Genomic DNA, 16899 nt, shown 5'->3' with positions numbered 1-16899 from the left:
CAGCCATGGGCGTCAACTCCGGCCGGCGCCGCCGTCTGAGAAGACCAGCCTGATCAGCCGGTCGTCCTCGGGGCCCGGCTCGCCGCCGTCCTCCTGGTTCGACGTGCTGAGCCAGAGCGAACCGTCCGGCGCGGCGACCAGGGCGCGCAGCCGGCCGTACTCCTCGCTGAGCAGCTCCTGCGGGGTGCCGAGAACCGTACCGTTGGCGGTCACCGAGAGCAGGTAGAGCCGCTCGCCGACCAGGCAGGTGGTGGCGACGAGGCTGTCGACGGCGGCGACGCCGCCGCAGGCCGACTCGGTGGACGGCCAGGAGACCATCGGGTTTCGCAGTTTCGTGTCGGTGCTGTCGCCGTCGGCTTTCGGCCAGCCGTAATTGCCGCCCTTGGCCACCACGTTCAGCTCGCTGGTCAGCGGCTGGGTGGTGTCCGTGGCGAACAGCCGGCCGTCGCCGTCCCAGGCGAGGCCCTGCACGTTGCGGTGGCCGGAGGACCAGACCGCGGAGTTCTTCACCGGGTTGCCGGTGGCGGGCTTGCCTGCCGTGGTGATCCGCAGGATCTTGCCGCCGAGGCTTTTCGGGTTCTGAGCGAGGGTACCGGTGGGTGTGCCGTCGCCGGTGCCGACGTAGAGGAAACCGTCGGGGCCGAAGGCGAGGGCGCCGCCGTTCTGATCGGGTGAGCGCGGGATGCCGGTGAGAATCGGCTGAAGTTTGCCGCCGGCCAGCTTGCCGACCCGGTTGTCGCGCTCGGTGGAGTAGTAGACGTACAGCGTCTTGTCGGTGTCGTAGTCGGGGGAGACCGCGATGCCGAGCAGGCCGCCGTCGCCGGACGCGCGCACCTCGTCGAGCCGGTCCAGCTCGCTGACCTTGAGGCCGTCAGCGTCGGACTCCGGACCGACTTTCAGGATGCGGGCGGTGTCGCGCTCGGTGACCACTGCTGAGCCGTCGGGCAGGAACGCGATGCCCCACGGCACCTCGAGGTTTTTCGCCAGGACGGTGAGTGCGGCTTCCTGGTCACCGGAGTCCTCGCCGGAGGTGGGCGCGGCCGAGGGCCGGGAGAGGTTGGGTGGTTCGCCGGCCTGGTCCGGTCCTGGCGGTCCGAAGCTGCAACCGGTGGTCAGCACCAGAACGGCACCGACCGTCGCGACCGCGGCACGGCGCGAGCGGGAACGCACGACCAGACCACCCCCTCAGGCTCTTGCCGACCAGGGTAGCCGTGCGGGCTGAGAGATCCCGGAGATCATTGATCCGTCGCGGCGGTGTCGCTGCCGACCCGCTGGCCGCCGGCAGCCAGCACGAGCGGAAGGTTGCCCTGGGTGACACCGGTCAGCCGGATGACGTTGCCGTTGTCGAGCAGCGCGGAGACCCGGCCCCGGGTGTCCGGAGCGAGCTCGGAGATCCGGCTCCACGGCACCCGGCTGCCGCCGAACAAGGCGCGCACCCGCAGCTCGTCCGGGTAGACGTCGGTGCCGGCCCGATAGGTCCAGATCAGCACAGCGAGTGGGATCAGCAGAATCGGGGCGAGAGCCCACGACTGGCCGGCCACCGGGAGCGCGCCGACGAGGGCGATCCCGGCTGCGACGAGGACGGCGCCGGATTTACGGACACGGAGGGCGGGACGACTGGACACGTATCCCATCTTCCCACCATGACCCGGGGCCGGACCGGCAGCATCGCTCGATTTGACCGCTGTCGCTGGATGGCAGACGATTTCGTTCATGGGACGGCGTCACACCGCCCCGTAACCCGATCCGGGGACAGTCGTTGACTCCGGTGCAGTTCCTCGCTTCCATGACCCCCACCTCGCCGGGGCTCACCGACCCAGCGGGGGAACACCGCAGAGGACACTCCGTGGCTGTGTCGCACCCCGCGCCGGCCCCGCCCTGGTTCCACGCCCGGGCGGTACTGGTCACTGTGCCGAGCGCCGCTGCCGTGCTGCTCGCGGCCGGCGCCGCCGGCCTTCTGCCGGCATCGCTCGCGCTCGCCTGCGCGGTGGGTTGCGCTGGTCTCTTCGCTGCGGCTTCCCTCTTGGGTACGGCATTAGCACTGCACCGTGCCGAACAAGCCTTCGCGTCCTGCCGTGGCGCCGGTCTGGTCGGCATGGGCACCCTCGTCGGGATCGCCACCGCCCTGGTGCCGTGGTGGAACCCGCCCGACGCGACCGGCTGGCTCACCGCCGGCGTGGCCGTGGCCGCCTGCTGTTACGTGGCAGGCGTCTCGCTGCTGCCGGGTGCCGCGCGCAGCTGGCCGGTCCGGCTGCGGCGGGCCTTCGACGGTGCCGGACTCGGTGTCAGCCTGAGCTTCGCGGCCTACCTGGTGCCGGGCGTGGCGACCCGGCCCGCTGCGGTGCCGGCCATGCTGATCGCGACCGGCGGCATCGCGGTCGTCACGGTGATCGTGCTGCGGGCGCGTCCCCGGCCGCGCCCGGCGCTCTGGTGCGGCGGCGGGGCGGCCCTGGTGCTGCTCGCGCTCGGCGGGGTGACCGCGCTTGTCGACGCGGGTCAGGAAGGTGCACTTCTGGCGATCGCCGGACTGCCGATCATCGCCGGGATGACCGCCTCGGCGCTCGGCGGTTCCCGGCGCGACATCCCGCTGCCGCCGCTGGAGCCTCGCAACCCGGATCAATACCTGGCGAGCTACCCGCTGCTGGCGATCCCGGCGGCAGTCGGCGTGGTCGCGGCGGTCTGGCATCTGGTGACCGTCCGCCGGTTCGACAACCAGGCGATCATTTTCGGTCTCGTCATGGTCAGCGTCCTCGTGGTCCGCGAGCTGCTGGTGGTCCGCGACATCCGCCGGTACGCCGGCCGGCTGCGGATCGCCGAAGCGCACTTCCGCTCGCTCGTGGCCGGCGCGACCGACCTGACCCTGGTCCTCGACGAGCGGCTCACGGTCCGCTGGCAGTCACCGGCCGCGGCCCGGCTCTTCGGCCTGCGCGACGACGAGGTGATCGGCCGCGAGTTCAGCGAACTGATCCACCCGGAGGACGTCGCGGACGCCCAGGCGGTGATCGCCTCGGTCCAGGCCGGCGAGCACGAGGGCGGACCGCCGGTGCTGGTCAGCGCCCGGATGCGGGACGGCGCCAAGCTCTGGCGCGACACCGAGTCCACGATCTCCGACCAGCGTGCCGTCCCCGAGGTGGCCGCCCTGGTCGTGCACGTACGCGACGTCGGCGAACGGGTCCACCTGGAACGGACCCTGCACCGGCTCTCCTATCTGGACCAGCTGACCGGCCTGGCGAACCGGCGGGCGCTGATGCGCGACCTGCTGACGCACCGCCGCCGCCCGGGCATGCGGGGCAACCTCATCGTGATCGACCTGCACGGGCTTGCCGAGATCAACGACGACCGGGGGCGCGAGGTCGGCGACGCCGTGCTGGTCGAGGTGAGCCGCCGGATCAAGCAGTTGATCGGCGAGGAGGACGTGCCGGCCCGGCTCGGCGGCGACGAGTTCGCGGTGCTGACCACGGAGTCGGCCGTCCCGGCGTACGCGCTTGCCACCCGGGTCGTGACGGCGCTCGGTGAGGCGTACCAGCTGCCCGGTGGGTCGGTGGAGTTGCAGAGCAGTGTCGGACTGGCCGAGCTGGCCGGCGGCGCCGACTCCGACGAGGTGCTCCGGCACGCCGACCTGGCCCGGCAGCGCGCCCGCCAGCTCGGCCTGAACCGGGTCGAGTGGTACGACACGGACGTGGAGATCCAGCTGCACCGCCGGATGGAGCTGGAACAGCAGCTGCTCGGCGCGGCCGGCCGGGGTGAGCTTGACCTGGCCTTCCAGCCGGTCACCGGGCTGCGCGACGGCCGGCCGGTCGGCGTCGAGGCGCTGCTGCGCTGGCGGCACCCGGACCTCGGCACGATCCTGCCGGAGGAGATCCTGCCGATCGCCCGGGCCCTCGGCATCACCGCCGAGCTGGACGAATGGGTGCTCGACGAGGCCTGCCGCAGCCTTACCGCCTGGGCCGGCGGCGACGAGGACTTCTGGCTCTCGGTCAACGTCGGGCCGCGCGAGCTGCTCACCGCCCGCTTCCCGGAACGAGTGGCGACCACCCTGAAACGGCACGGCCTCAACCCGGAACGCCTGGTCGTCGAGGTCGCCGAGACGTGGATCGCCGAGGACGTGCCGGCCATCGTCGCGGCCCTGTCGGGCCTGCGCAAACTCGGGGTACGCGCGGCGCTCGACGACTTCGGTGCCGGGCAGACGTCGCTGTCCCACTTGCGCCGGCTGCCCGTCGACATGCTCAAGCTCAGCCAGTCCCTGATGACCGGCGGCCCCGGCTCGGTGCTGGACGTGGTGGTCAGTCTCGGACGCCGGCTCGGCCTGGAGATCGTCGCGAAGGGTCTGGAGACCCAGGAGCGTGTCGACCGCGCGGCTGCGGCCGGTTGCCGTTACGGCCAGGGCTTCGCACTGGCCCATCCAGCACCGGCCGAACGTATAGAGGCCTATTTGGACAGCCACCGAGCCTGATTGCTCCGCTGCGCTCCGCGGCGATTGCCTTGTAACCGGCAATCGCAGGCACAACGGCTGAACCTGTCTAACGAGGGGGAGCGGTGCTTCCTCGGGGGGTGAGGTGGACGCGGCCGGCTTCGACGTTGCCGACGCGTTTGCCGTCGATGGCGTTGAGTAGCTCGCGCGCGGCCTGTGCGCCGTAGGCGGAGATGTCGCGGCTCAGCGCGGTCAGCGGTGGGTGGACCAGGCTGCACAGCGGTGAGTCGTCCCAGGCCACAATGGACAGATCGCCGGGAACGGAGAGGCCCATCTCCTGCGCGACGGCCAGGCCGGCGACCGCCATCACGTCGTTGTCGTAGATGATCGCGCTGGGCCGGTCGCCGCCGATCAGCAGCCGGCGGGTGGCGCGGCTGCCCTCCTCGCCGGTGTAATCGGCGGGCACGGTGATCGTGTTGTGCAATCCGAGCGAGGCGCAGATGTCGTCGAACGCCGTGGTGCGGACCTGGGTGTGCAGCAGATCGGGCACACCGCTGACCCGGGCGATCCGGTCGTGTCCGAGAGCGACCAGGTAACGGACCGCTTCGGTGATCGCGCCGGCGTCGTCGGACCAGATCTGGGCGATGCTGCCCGTGTCGCCGGGACCGCCGATCACCACGGCCGGTAACTGCAGCTCCTGGAGCACCGGGATGCGCACGTCGTTCTCCCGGATGTCGGTGACGATCACCCCGTCGATCCGGCGCTCGCCCCACCAGCGGCGATAGACCTCGACCTCCTGCTCCGGGGTGGCGACCACCTGGAGGGTCAGTGCGTACGACTGCGCGCCGAGCTCGGCCTCGAAACCACTGATCAGGCCCATGAACCACGGTTCGATCCCGAGAATCCGGGCCGGGCGGCACAGCGTCAGGCCGACGGCACGGGCGCGGGCGCCGGAGAGTGCACGGGCCGCGCTGTTCGCGTTGAAACCGATCTCCTGGGCGATCGCGATGATCCGTTTCCGGGTCGCTTCGGAGACGCCGGGCTGGCCGTTCAGCGCGTACGAGACAGCGCCTTTCGACACGCCCGCCCGCCGCGCTATGTCGGCGATCGTGGGCCGCTTCACTCGATCTCCTCTGTCCCCACTGCTGCCGAGCTTATCGGCCGCTGAACAGCATCTAACGGAGTCCCTCGACTCGTAGCAGAAGCTTGATCGGTTCAGTGTTACGGCACTCGATGGGTCATGTAAACGGGTTGTCCGTTTTTTACGGGTTTTCGACCCTAGGAATCACCGTTGTAACACGCTATTGACACTCCTCGAATCGAGGCTTACCGTTCCATCCACTTACCCGGTTCAGTGATGTAGCTCTCCTTGTTGGAGGTTTCGATGGGACGTTCGGTACGCCGCGTGGCGGCCGTGGGACTGGTGGCCGCCCTGGCCATCTCGGGCTGTAGCGGCCAGAGCCTGGAGGGTGGCAACGACGACGCGGCCGCCGGCCAGGTCTCCTTGAAGATCAACTTCTGGGGCGACATGGGCCTCGACAAGCTCAAGGCCAAGTACGAGGCCGAGCACACGAACGTCAAGATCGTGCTGAACTCGGGCGAGTACAACGCCCAGCACGAGGACCTCCAGAAGAAGCTGGTCGCCGGCTCCGGCGCGCCGGACATCTCCGCGGTCGACGAGGGCTTCATCGTTCAGTTCCGCAGCCAGGCCGATCAGTTCGTCAACCTGATCGACAAGGGCGCGTCGAGCTACGAGTCGAAGTACCTGGGCTGGAAGTGGAAGGCCTCGCAGTCCGCCGACGGCAAGCAGATCGGTCTCGGCACCGACGTCGGCGGCCTCGCCATGTGTTACCGCACCGACCTGTTCAAGGCGGCCGGCCTGCCCACCGACCGTGAGTCGGTCTCCAAGCTCTGGCCCACCTGGGACGAGTTCATCGCCACCGGCCAGAAGTACACGAAGGCAACGGGCAAGAAGTTCGTCGACTCCGGTACGAACCTGTTCAACCCGGTCCTCGCCCAGCAGCCGGTCGGCTTCTACGACGAGCAGGAAGCCCTCCAGATGGAGGGTGGGCCCAAGGTCGCGTTCGACACCAGCATGAAGGCGATCGAGGCCGGCATCTCGGCGAACCTCGCCAGCTTCCAGCCGAACTGGGACCAGGGTTTCAAGAAGGACCAGTTCGCGGCCCTGGCCTGCCCGGCGTGGATGCTCGGCCACATCCAGGACACCGCGCCCGACCAGAAGGGCAAGTGGGACATCGCGTCGATCCCCGGTGGCGGCGGCAACTGGGGCGGTTCCTGGTGGACCATCCCGAAGCAGGGCAAGAACGTCGACGAGGCGTACAAGTTCGTCGAGTGGCTGATCCAGCCCGAGCAGCAGATCGAGGTCTTCAAGACGGTCGGCAACCTGCCGTCGCAGCCGGCGCTCTACAAGGACCCGGCCGTCCTCGACTACAAGAAGGAGTTCTTCACCAATGCCCCCACCGGCCAGATCTTCGCGGCGACCGCGGAGAACCTGCAGCCGCAGTACCTGGGCAAGAAGAACGGCCCGACGCGGGTCGCGGTGGAGAACGTGATCACCCGAGTGCAGCAGGGCGGCCTCAAGCCGGACGCGGCCTGGGCGGAAGCAGTCAAGGAAGCCGACAAGGCGTCCAAGGCCTGACATCCCGGTAGGCGAGACGGCCTCAGGCCGTCTCGCCTCCGCTTGCTGAGGAGTACGCCGTGTCGCTCACCGAAACCCGCCCCGCCCCGCCGGGTCAGCCGAAACACGCGCCGCCGCCGCGCGCGAAGTTCTGGCTCTACCGCTTCGACACCAAGACCGTCCCGTACCTTTTGATCGCGCCGTTCTTCCTGCTCTTCGCGATCTTCGGGCTCTTCCCGATCATCTTCAACGCCATCGTGGCGCTGCGTAACTGGCGGCTCGACGAGCCGGACGAGCGAGGCTGGGCCGGCTTCGAGAACTTCTCCCGGCTGCTGACCGACGGCGACTTCTGGAACGCGCTCGGCAACACCTTCGGGATCTTCGTGCTCTCCACGGTTCCGCAGCTGCTCATCGCGTTGATCATCGCGAACCTGCTGAACCGCAAGCTGCGCGGCACCACGTGGTGGCGGGTCGGGATTCTTCTTCCGTACGTCACACCGGTCGCCGCCTCGACCCTGGTCTTCGCGATGTTCTTCGCCCGCGACTACGGCCTGGCGAACTGGTTCCTGTCGCTCGTCGGCTTCGGCAACGAGAACCCGATCGACTGGCGTGCCGCGAAGTGGAGCAGCTGGATCGCCATCGCCACGATGGTCAACTGGAAGTGGATCGGCTACAACGCGCTGCTCTACCTCTCCGCCATGCAGTCGATCCCGAAGGACGTCTACGAGGCGTCCGCGGTCGACGGCGCCGGTCCGTGGCGTCAGCTGTGGCAGATCACCGTGCCGATGATCCAGCCGGTCATCCTCTTCACCGTGGTGCTCTCCACCATCGGCGGGCTGCAGCTCTTCAACGAGCCGATGCTCTTCGACGAGAACCCGGCCTCCGCCAGCGGTGGCTCCGACGGCCAGTTCCAGACCATCGCCCAGCTCATCTACAAGGTCGGCTGGAAAGACCTCAACCTTGGGTACGCGGCCGCGATGTCCTGGGCGCTCTTTTTGATCATCCTGATCGTGGCCGCGGTCAACGCGCTCGCGACCCGTCGTCTCGGAGGCGACAAGTGACCACCCTGGTGAACCGTGCACCGCAGGAGACGCGCGGCAGCTGGAAGACCTATGCGGTCCTCGCCGCCTTCATGATCCTCTCGGCCTTCCCGGTGTACTGGATGTTCGTCATCGCGACGAGCACCGACGAGAAGGTGATGGGCTTCCCGCCCACGGTGATCCCGGGCGACCAGCTGCTGGTGAACCTCAGCGAGGTTTTCGGGATGCAGGACGTGTTCTTCACCGCGTCCCTGATCAACAGCGTCATCGTCGCGGGTGTGGTCACCGCGACGACACTGTTCTTCTGTTCACTGGCCGGGTTCGCGTTCGCGAAACTCCGCTTCCGTTATCGCAACGCGCTGATGGTCGTCGTCATCCTGACGCTGACCGTGCCGAACCAGCTGGGTGTGGTGGCGCTCTACATCCTGATGAGCAGGCTGGAGTGGAACGGCACACTGCTCGCGGTCATCGCCCCGGGTCTGGTCAGCGCCTTCGGTGTGTTCTACATGCGACAGTTCATCGCGCACGCCATCCCGGACGAGCTGATCGAGGCAGCCCGGATCGACGGCGCGTTGACGCTGCGGATTTACTGGACCGTGGTGCTGCCGGCGATCCGGCCGGCGCTGGCGGTGCTCGGGCTGCTGACGTTCGTGGCGACGTGGAACGACTTCCAGTGGCCGCTGATCACCCTGAACGGCACCGATTTCCCGACCTCGATGGTCGCCCTGTCCGACCTGGCCAGCGGAAACTACGTGATTTACCGGCGGGTGCTGGCAGGCGCGTTCGCGGCAACGGTCCCCCTGGTGATCCTGCTGCTGATCGGCGGCCGCCAGATCGTCCGCGGAATCATGGAAGGCGCCCTGAAGTAACACCCGCCAGACCCCGCCCCGACCCCCGGCCGCGTCGACCCTCGTGCGTCGGGCGCCGGGGTTCGGGCCTCGTGGGCCGGGCCTCGTGGGTCGGGGGTCGAATCCCGGTCCCGCCGCTCCCGCCGCCTGCCAGGGCGGGCTCAACGGTCCACGGCCGCTCGGCCAGAGCTCAACGTGTCGACTTAGGGCTCAGTGTGTTGATTTGGGGTGCAATGCGCACCCATTACCAACACGCACCCCACGAAACAGGTGTCCGTGTGGACTTCGGGTTCGGATCGCACCCTAAATCAACACGCATCGGGAAGGCTGCGGCGGAGCCGAGCGGCAGACCTCCCCGCCGAGCGGCAGTTCGCGGAACGGCCGGCTCGTGCCTCTGGGCGGGACCGCTGGCGACGGCTTGCGGGGACGCCGGCCTGTTCAGCCAGCATGCCGATCGGTAAGCCACCGGATCTCGACGGGGGTGGGATCTGGGGGCGCGCCGTGGTGTTGGCCGTGGGCGGTGGGGTTTGGGTGGCCTAGGGTGGGTTTGTGGCTACGCCGGAGTTTATTTTGGAGTTGCGCAAAAACATCGGGCATGCGGCGCTGTCTCTGCCCAGCGTTACCGCTGTGGTCTTCGGGGAGGGCGGCCGGGTGCTTCTCAACCGGCGCAGCGATGACGGGCGGTGGTCGTTGCTCGCCGGGGTGCTGGAGCCTGGGGAGCAGCCGGCGGCCGGCGCTGTCCGGGAGGTTTTTGAGGAGACGGCTGTCGACATCGTCGTGGAGCGGATCGTCGCCGTTGAAGCGTTGCCGTTGCGGACGCTTCAGAACGGGGACCAGGTTTACTGGTTCGAGACCGTTTTTGCCTGTCGAGCGGTTGGTGGGGACGCTCGGGTGAACGATGACGAGTCGCTTGAGGTGGCGTGGTTCGAGCCTGCGGTGATGCCTGCGCTCGACGAGCGGCAGACGCGTTATCTCGCGATGGCTCGGGACGTGGCCGCGCCGCCGTTTTTTGTGGGGTGAAGCTCAGCCATGCACCGGTAGCGATGGGCGCGCAGCGGCCGTGAGCGGGCAGTTCGTCGCGGTGGACTCACGAGAGCGCGATTGTTGCTTGTGTGGTGCCCCGGTCACGCGTATCAAAATGACCGGGGCACTCAGAAGGAGCTATTCGGGGACGCGGCGGTAGGCGCCGTCGCTGGCGCTGGTGGCCATCGAGGCGTAAGCGCGCAGCGCGGCCGAGACCGGGCGCACGCGGGCGACCGGGGAGTACGGCTTGGCGCGGCGTTCTTCCTCGTGGCGGCGCTGGGCGAGGACGTCGTCGTCGACGTTGAGGGTGATGCTGCGGCCGGGGATGTCGATGATGATCTCGTCGCCGGTCTGGACCAGGGCGATCAGGCCGCCGGCCGCTGCCTCGGGGGAGACGTGGCCGATGGAGAGGCCGGACGTGCCGCCGGAGAAGCGGCCGTCGGTGATCAGTGCGCAGGCTTTGCCGAGGCCGCGGCCCTTGAGGAAGCTCGTGGGGTAGAGCATTTCCTGCATGCCGGGGCCGCCGCGGGGGCCTTCGTATCGGATGATCACGATGTCGCCCTCGACGACCTCTTTGCCGAGGATGCCGGTGACCGCGTCGTCCTGGGACTCGTAAACCCGGGCCGGGCCAGTGAATTTCCAGATCGACTCGTCGACACCCGCGGTTTTGACGACGCAGCCGTCGGGGGCGAGGTTGCCGAAGAGGATCGCGAGGCCGCCATCGACGGTGTACGCGTGCTCGGCCGACCTGATGCACCCCTCCACCGGGTCGGTGTCCAGTTTCGCCCAGCGGTTCGTCGTGCTGAACGGCTCGACGGTGCGGACTCCACCCGGTGCGGCGTGGAAGAGCTCCAGCGCCTCCTCGGAGGGCGATTCGCCACGGATGTCCCACTTGTTTAGCCACGAGGTGAGGTCGGGCGAGTGGACCGCGCGGACCTGCTCGCGAAGCAGGCCGCCACGGTTGAGCTCACCCAGCAGAGCGGGGATGCCGCCGGCCCGGTGAACGTCTTCCATGTGGTATTTCGGGCTGTTCGGCGCCACTTTCGACAGGCAGGGCACCCGGCGGGAGACGGCGTCGATGTCGGAGACGCTGAAGTCGAGCTCGGCCTCGCGGGCCGCGGCCAGCAGGTGCAGGATCGTGTTTGTCGAGCCGCCCATCGCCACGTCGAGGGCCACCGCGTTCTCGAAGGCGTCGCGGTTGGCGATCGAGCGCGGCAGGACCGACTCGTCGTCCTTCTCGTAGTACTCCTTGGCGATCTCGACGATCAGCCGGCCGGCCTCTTCGAAGAGGGCCTTGCGGGACGCGTGCGTCGCCAGCGTCGAGCCGTTGCCGGGCAGCGACAGGCCGATCGCCTCGGTGAGGCAGTTCATCGAGTTCGCCGTGAACATGCCGGAGCAGGAACCGCAGGTCGGGCAGGCCGACCGCTCGATGGTGTCCAGCTGGGCGTCGGTGACGTTGTCGTTCGCGGCGGCGCTCATGGCGTCGACCAGGTCGAGTTTCTCGTGCACGATGCCCTTGATGGCGACTGTCTTGCCGGCTTCCATCGGGCCGCCGGAGACGAAGACCGTCGGGATGTTGAGCCGCAGCGCGGCGATCAGCATGCCGGGGGTGATCTTGTCGCAGTTCGAGATGCAGACCAGGGCGTCGGCGCAGTGCGCGTTCACCATGTACTCCACGGCGTCGGCGATCAGCTCGCGGCTGGGCAGCGAGTAGAGCATGCCGCCGTGGCCCATCGCGATGCCGTCGTCGACCGCGATCGTGTTGAACTCACGGCCGACACCGCCGGCCGCGGCAATCGAGTCGGCGACGAGGCCGCCCATGTCCTTCAGGTGCACGTGCCCGGGTACGAACTGGGTGAAACTGTTGGCGATCGCGACGATCGGCTTGCCGAAATCGTCGTCTGTCATGCCGGTGGCGCGCCACAGGGCGCGCGCGCCGGCCATGGTGCGACCATGGGTCGAAGTCCGGGAGCGCAGCTCAGGCATGAGTCCATACTGCCACCGGCTTCTCAGGAAATCGCCAAGGACGTCCACAGCGCGGGACGCCAGGACTGGTCGGATCGACGAAGATCGGGCAGAGTGTGTGCGTGCACTCACCGTCCGGTATGGAGCTGGCGGGTCTGGCCGGCTTGCTCGCCGCGGTGCCGGCGGTCGCCTATCTCGGGCAGTCCGGACGCCGGCACACGGGCGCGGCGCGGCGTGCGCACCTTCTGCTCGCCGCCGGTGGCGCCGTCTCGGCGGCCGCCGCCCTTGCCGGTCTCGCCAGCGCGGCGCTGAGTGGCCACCATCACCAGTCCGCTCACACCCGCACGCTCGCCACCATGGTCGCCATCGCGATGGGCATCGGCACGCTCACGCTGCTGGCCGGGACCGTCGCACTGCCCGGTGCGACCCGCGGTCCGGCCGCGGCGCTGCGTCACGTGCTCGACGGCCTGGTCATCGCGGCGGCCATCTGGGTGGCCGGCTGGGTGCTGCTCGCCGAGCCGACCCGGATCCTCGGCGAGGCCACACCGTACGAATGTGCCGCCATCATGCTTCCGGCCGTGCTCGTGGTGCTGGCGCTCGGCCTCACCTCGGTCCTCGGCCTGCACGCGCACCGGCCGCGGCGCAACACCGTCCGGGTCTCCGCCGGGGTGAGTGTCGTCGCGGTCGCGGCCGCCCTGCTCTCCACCGGCATCTGCCGGCAGGACAACGAGTTCGCCCTGGCCAGCGTGCTGCTGCTGGCGGCCGGCCTGATCATGGTGGCGTACGCGGTACGCGCCGCCGACCGCCCCGTCGAGGTCACCGGTGACGTACTGGAACGCGGCGGCGGATACGTCGTGGTCCCGATGGTCGTGGTGATCGGCTCGCTCGGATACCACCTGGTCAGCGGCGGGACGCTCGACGCGTACGGATACTTCGGCCTGAGCATCGAGGGCCTCGCCCTGGTCGCCCGGCAGTACCTGGCGCTCGACGACGTGCGGCGGTACACCACCCAGCTACGGCAGCGGGAAGCGCACTTCCGGGAGCTGGCGCACACCGATCCACTCACCGGGCTGGCGAATCGGCGGGGTCTGCAGGAAGCGCTCCTGGGCACCGATCAGAACGACGCCGTCCTGATCGGCATCGACATGGACGGCTTCAAGACGGTCAACGACATGCGCGGCCACGACGTCGGCGACAGCGTGCTCACCGAGGTGGCCGCCCGGCTGCGGCGCAACCTGCTCGGCGGTGACGTGGCGGCCCGGCTCGGCGGCGACGAGTTCGCGGTGCTGATGCACGGCGACGCCGACGAGGCGATGCTCGCGGCACATCGGCTGCTCGCGGTGCTCGGCGAGCCGTACGAGGTGGACGGCGGCTCGATCTTCCTCTCCGCCAGCCTCGGTGTGGCCGACACCGGCGAGCTGCTGCGCGACGCCGACCTGGCCCTGCGGTACGCGAAACAGCGCGGCAAGAACCGGGTGGAGCGCTACCAGGCCGGGTACGACGAGCTGCTGCGCCGGCGCGGCACGCTGCAGGGTGAGCTGCGGCACGCCATCGACCGTGACCAGCTGCGCCTGGTCTTCCAGCCGGTGGTGGCCCTGCCGTCGATGCGGCCGGTCGGCGCCGAGGCGCTGCTCCGCTGGACCCACCCGGAACTCGGGGCGGTACGCCCGGACGAGTTCATCCCGGTCGCCGAGGAGTCCGGGCTGATCAACCGGATCGGCGCCTGGGTCCTGGAGCAGGCCGTCGTGCAGCTCGCCGAGTGGCTGGCGAAAGGGCACGACGTCTGGGTCTCGGTGAACCTGTCACCGAAGGAACTGCACAACGCCGATTACGCGGCGCAGGTCGCCGACGTGCTGGCCGAGCACAGCGTGCCACCGCAGCGGCTGGTCCTCGAGGTGACCGAGCACGCGGTCGCCACCGACATGGAGGAGCTGGTCCGCCGGCTCGCCGAGCTGCGCGAGACCGGGGTGCGGATCGCGCTCGACGACTTCGGCGCCGGTTATTCGTCGCTGACCCAGCTGCGGACCCTTCCGGTGGACATTCTCAAGATCGACCATGCGCTGGTGGCGGAGCCGGAGTCGCGTACCGGGACGGCGGCGCCCCTGGTCGACGTGGTGGTCCGGCTCGGGCACCGGCTCGGCCTGGAGGTGCTGGCCGAGGGGATCGGCACCACGGCGCAGCGCGAGGTGGTCGAGGAAGCCGGCTGCCGGCTCGGTCAGGGCTCGCTGTTCGGCTGGGGAGTGCCGGCCGAGCACTTCGAATCCCGGCTGCGAACCCTCGTTCCGGTGGGCCGACGGCCGCTCCCGGCGCCACGTTCCACTCCGCCGAGTGATGCACCGGCACGCAGTCAGGTGGTACGCCTCGGACCAGGGATGCGGCAGGTCAGAGCGCTGTTGCCGAGTGACCCGGCATTCCGGACTGATCAAAATGTGGGATCTGTTGACTCAGGCCGTGAGATCGGGCAAGGTTAGCCGCATGTGCTTCGCGTCCCGAGTACTTATCTGAGCGCACTCTCCGCAACAGGAGGGTGCGCTAGGTCCCGTGCATTGGCACGAGGGCCTTTTTTGTTGCTCGAGTTTCCGGACGCCGACTTGTAAAGGCCTGAATTGCCATGACGAGACCCACTCCCGAATCACTGGCCCATCGAGCCACTCCGGCCACTGTGGCAGCGGCCGCGAACACCGCTCCCGCCACCATCGCCCCGGTATCCACCACCGGCGCAGGCGCGCTCGTCCGGTCGCTCGAGGCGCTCGGGGTCGAGGTCGTGTTCGGCATTCCGGGCGGGACCATCCTTCCGGCGTACGACCCGCTGTTCGACTCGAAGGTCCGGCACATCCTGGTCCGGCACGAGCAGGGCGCGGGTCACGCGGCCACCGGTTACGCCCAGGCCACCGGCAAGGTCGGCGTCTGCATCGCGACAAGTGGTCCCGGTGCGACGAACCTGGTCACGGCGATCGCTGACGCGTACATGGACTCGGTGCCGATCGTCGCGATCACCGGGCAGGTGAGCCGGCCGTACATCGGCACGGACGCCTTCCAGGAGGCGGACATCCAGGGCATCACGCTGCCGATCACCAAGCACAACTTCCTGGTCCAGACCCCGGAGGAGCTGCCCCGGATCCTGGCCGAGGCCTTCCACCTGGCGTCCACCGGCCGGCCCGGCCCGGTCCTGGTCGACATCCCGAAAGACGTGCAGCAGGCGCAGACCACGTTCAGCTGGCCGCCGACGCTGGACCTGCCGGGTTACCGCCCGACGCTGCACCCGCACGGCAAGCAGATCCGTGAGGCGGCCCGGCTGATCGCCGCGGCGAAGCGCCCGGTTCTGTACGTCGGCGGCGGCGTGCACAAGGCCGGCGCCACCGACGGGCTGCGCAAGCTCGCGGAGCTGACCGGCATCCCGGTGGTCACCACGCTGATGGGTCTCGGCGCGTTCCCCGACTCGCACCCGCAGCACCTGGGCATGCCCGGCATGCACGGCACGGTTCCGGCGGTCTACGCGCTGCAGCGCTCCGACCTGCTGGTCACCCTCGGCGCCCGGTTCGACGACCGGGTCACCGGTCAGCTGGACTCGTTCGCGCCGGACGCCAAGGTGGTCCACGCCGACATCGACCCGGCGGAGATCGGCAAGAACCGGCACGCGGATGTCCCGATCGTCGGCGACGCCCGGCACGTCATCGACGAGCTGATCGCGGCGGTCTCGGCCAACGCGGGCGGCACCGAGCAGTACGCGGCCTGGTGGAAGACGCTCAACGAGATCCGTGAGCGCTACCCGCTCGGGTACGACGAGCCGACCGACGGCAGCCTCGCGCCGCAGTACGTGATCGAGCGGATCGGTGAGCTTGTCGGCCCGGACGCGATCTACGTGGCGGGCGTCGGCCAGCACCAGATGTGGGCCTCCCAGTTCATCAAGTACGAGAAGCCGGGCACCTGGCTCAACTCGGGCGGCGCCGGCACGATGGGTTACGCCGTCCCGGCCGCGATGGGCGCGAAGGTGGCCCAGCCCGGCACCGCGGTGTGGGCCATCGACGGCGACGGCTGCTTCCAGATGACCAACCAGGAGCTGGCGACCTGCGCTCTGGAAGGCATCCCGATCAAGGTCGCCGTGATCAACAACGGCAACCTGGGCATGGTCCGGCAGTGGCAGACCCTGTTCTACGAGGGCCGTTACTCGAACACCGTGCTGGGCACGCACAAGCACCGGATCCCGGACTTCGTGAAGCTGGCCGAGGCGCTCGGCTGTGTCGGCCTGCGGTGTGAGTCGAAAGACGACGTCGACAAGGTCATCAAGCAGGCCATGGAGATCAACGACGCGCCGGTGGTCATCGACTTCACGGTCGGCGAGGACGCCATGGTGTGGCCGATGGTCGCGGCCGGCACGAGCAATGACGAGATCATGTTCGCCCGGGACGTGCGCCCGACGTTCGAAGAGGACGACCTGTAATGACGAACAAGCACACGCTGAGCGTGCTGGTCGAGAACAAACCCGGTGTGCTCGCACGCGTCAGTGGCCTGTTCTCCCGCCGCAGCTTCAACATCGACTCCCTTGCGGTCGGCGAGACGGAGAACCCGGACGTCAGCCGCATCACGATCGTCGTCAACGCGGACTCCTCTCCGCTGGAACAGGTCACGAAGCAGCTCAACAAGCTGGTGAACGTCCTGAAGATCGTGGAGCTGGACCCCTCCCAGTCGGTCCAGCGTGAGCTCCTGCTGGTCAAGGTGCGTGCCGATCGGGCGCAGCGCAGCCAGGTGCTCGAGACCGTCGAGCTGTTCCGGGCGCGAGTGATCGACGTCGCTCCGGACACCCTGACGATCGAGGCCACCGGTAATCCCGACAAACTGGATGCGTTACTGCGCGACCTCGAGCCGTACGGCATCAAGGAGATGGTCCAGTCGGGCCTCGTGGCCATCGGCCGCGGATCCCGCTCCATCACCACCGGCCCCGCTCTGCGCGCCGCCTAAATTCAGAAAGAGAAG

The 16899-nt window shown here is 68.9% G+C and carries 12 protein-coding genes; 8 read left to right on the top strand and 4 right to left on the bottom strand.

Annotated elements, in window-relative coordinates; all coding sequences use genetic code 11:
• Positions 1-12 precede the first annotated feature (12 nt).
• Together ACQP2E_RS33705 and ACQP2E_RS33700 are read right to left on the bottom strand one after the other, a co-directional pair.
• Positions 13-1170, bottom strand: coding sequence for a PQQ-dependent sugar dehydrogenase (locus ACQP2E_RS33705; protein WP_433827018.1), 1158 nt, complete (start codon positions 1168-1170; stop codon positions 13-15).
• Positions 1171-1235: 65 nt separating this feature from the next.
• Positions 1236-1634, bottom strand: a complete 399-nt coding sequence (locus ACQP2E_RS33700) for a PH domain-containing protein (RefSeq protein WP_433827017.1) — start codon at positions 1632-1634, stop codon at positions 1236-1238.
• Positions 1635-1846: 212 nt separating this feature from the next.
• On the opposite strand from ACQP2E_RS33700, the gene ACQP2E_RS33695 reads away from it, so the two are divergent.
• Entirely contained in the window at positions 1847-4453 is a 2607-nt protein-coding gene (locus tag ACQP2E_RS33695) for a putative bifunctional diguanylate cyclase/phosphodiesterase (protein ID WP_433827016.1), read from the top strand.
• A 67-nt stretch (positions 4454-4520) separates the two neighbouring features.
• On the opposite strand, the gene ACQP2E_RS33690 is transcribed toward ACQP2E_RS33695, so the two are convergent.
• Entirely contained in the window at positions 4521-5534 is a 1014-nt protein-coding gene (locus ACQP2E_RS33690; RefSeq protein ID WP_433827015.1) for a LacI family DNA-binding transcriptional regulator, read from the bottom strand.
• 261 nt (positions 5535-5795) lie between these two features.
• On the opposite strand from ACQP2E_RS33690, the gene ACQP2E_RS33685 reads away from it, so the two are divergent.
• The 4 genes from ACQP2E_RS33685 to ACQP2E_RS33670 all read left to right on the top strand — a co-directional run bounded on the left by ACQP2E_RS33685 (position 5796) and on the right by ACQP2E_RS33670 (position 9957).
• Positions 5796-7070, top strand: coding sequence for an ABC transporter substrate-binding protein (locus tag ACQP2E_RS33685; RefSeq protein WP_433827014.1), 1275 nt, complete (start codon positions 5796-5798; stop codon positions 7068-7070).
• A gap of 59 nt (positions 7071-7129) precedes the next feature.
• Positions 7130-8110 carry a carbohydrate ABC transporter permease gene (locus ACQP2E_RS33680; protein ID WP_433827013.1) on the top strand — a complete coding sequence of 327 codons (981 nt, stop codon included), beginning with the start codon at positions 7130-7132 and terminating at the stop codon, positions 8108-8110.
• Positions 8107-8958: a carbohydrate ABC transporter permease gene (locus ACQP2E_RS33675; protein WP_433827012.1), complete on the top strand. Its 852-nt coding sequence runs from the start codon at positions 8107-8109 to the stop codon at positions 8956-8958. The genes ACQP2E_RS33680 and ACQP2E_RS33675 overlap by 4 nt, the downstream gene beginning before the upstream one ends.
• A 528-nt stretch (positions 8959-9486) precedes the next feature.
• Positions 9487-9957, top strand: coding sequence for an NUDIX hydrolase (locus ACQP2E_RS33670; RefSeq protein WP_433827011.1), 471 nt, complete (start codon positions 9487-9489; stop codon positions 9955-9957).
• A gap of 141 nt (positions 9958-10098) precedes the next feature.
• On the opposite strand, the gene ilvD is transcribed toward ACQP2E_RS33670, so the two are convergent.
• Positions 10099-11946 carry a dihydroxy-acid dehydratase gene (ilvD, locus tag ACQP2E_RS33665; RefSeq protein WP_433827010.1) on the bottom strand — a complete coding sequence of 616 codons (1848 nt, stop codon included), beginning with the start codon at positions 11944-11946 and terminating at the stop codon, positions 10099-10101.
• A gap of 101 nt (positions 11947-12047) precedes the next feature.
• On the opposite strand from ilvD, the gene ACQP2E_RS33660 reads away from it, so the two are divergent.
• The 3 genes from ACQP2E_RS33660 (at position 12048) to ilvN (ending at position 16884) form a co-directional block, all read left to right on the top strand.
• Positions 12048-14396 (top strand): putative bifunctional diguanylate cyclase/phosphodiesterase, encoded by a 2349-nt coding sequence (locus ACQP2E_RS33660; protein ID WP_433827009.1) that lies wholly within the window; start codon positions 12048-12050, stop codon positions 14394-14396.
• A 140-nt stretch (positions 14397-14536) separates the two neighbouring features.
• Positions 14537-16366 carry an acetolactate synthase large subunit gene (locus ACQP2E_RS33655; protein ID WP_433827008.1) on the top strand — a complete coding sequence of 610 codons (1830 nt, stop codon included), beginning with the start codon at positions 14537-14539 and terminating at the stop codon, positions 16364-16366.
• A complete protein-coding gene (ilvN, locus tag ACQP2E_RS33650; RefSeq protein ID WP_014447226.1) occupies positions 16366-16884 on the top strand; it encodes an acetolactate synthase small subunit in 519 nt (172 codons plus the stop codon). Before ACQP2E_RS33655 ends, ilvN begins: the two co-directional genes overlap by 1 nt.
• Positions 16885-16899 lie beyond the last annotated feature (15 nt).

It is taken from the genome of Actinoplanes sp. CA-015351 (assembly GCF_050955685.1).
In the GTDB taxonomy this organism is placed as follows: Bacteria; Actinomycetota; Actinomycetes; order Mycobacteriales; family Micromonosporaceae; genus Actinoplanes.
Note: the sequence above shows the minus strand (reverse complement) of the source record. Positions and strands in the feature narration are given on the sequence as shown.

Excerpts from the sequence above, each read along its gene's own strand:
- ACQP2E_RS33700 (WP_433827017.1), bottom strand. The coding sequence starts at position 1,634 with ATGGGATACGTGTCCAGTCGTCCCGCCCTCCGTGTCCGTAAATCCGGC.
- ilvD (WP_433827010.1), bottom strand. The coding sequence starts at position 11,946 with ATGCCTGAGCTGCGCTCCCGGACTTCGACCCATGGTCGCACCATGGCC.
- ilvN (WP_014447226.1), top strand. The coding sequence starts at position 16,366 with ATGACGAACAAGCACACGCTGAGCGTGCTGGTCGAGAACAAACCCGGT.
- ACQP2E_RS33685 (WP_433827014.1), top strand. The coding sequence starts at position 5,796 with ATGGGACGTTCGGTACGCCGCGTGGCGGCCGTGGGACTGGTGGCCGCC.
- ACQP2E_RS33655 (WP_433827008.1), top strand. The coding sequence starts at position 14,537 with ATGACGAGACCCACTCCCGAATCACTGGCCCATCGAGCCACTCCGGCC.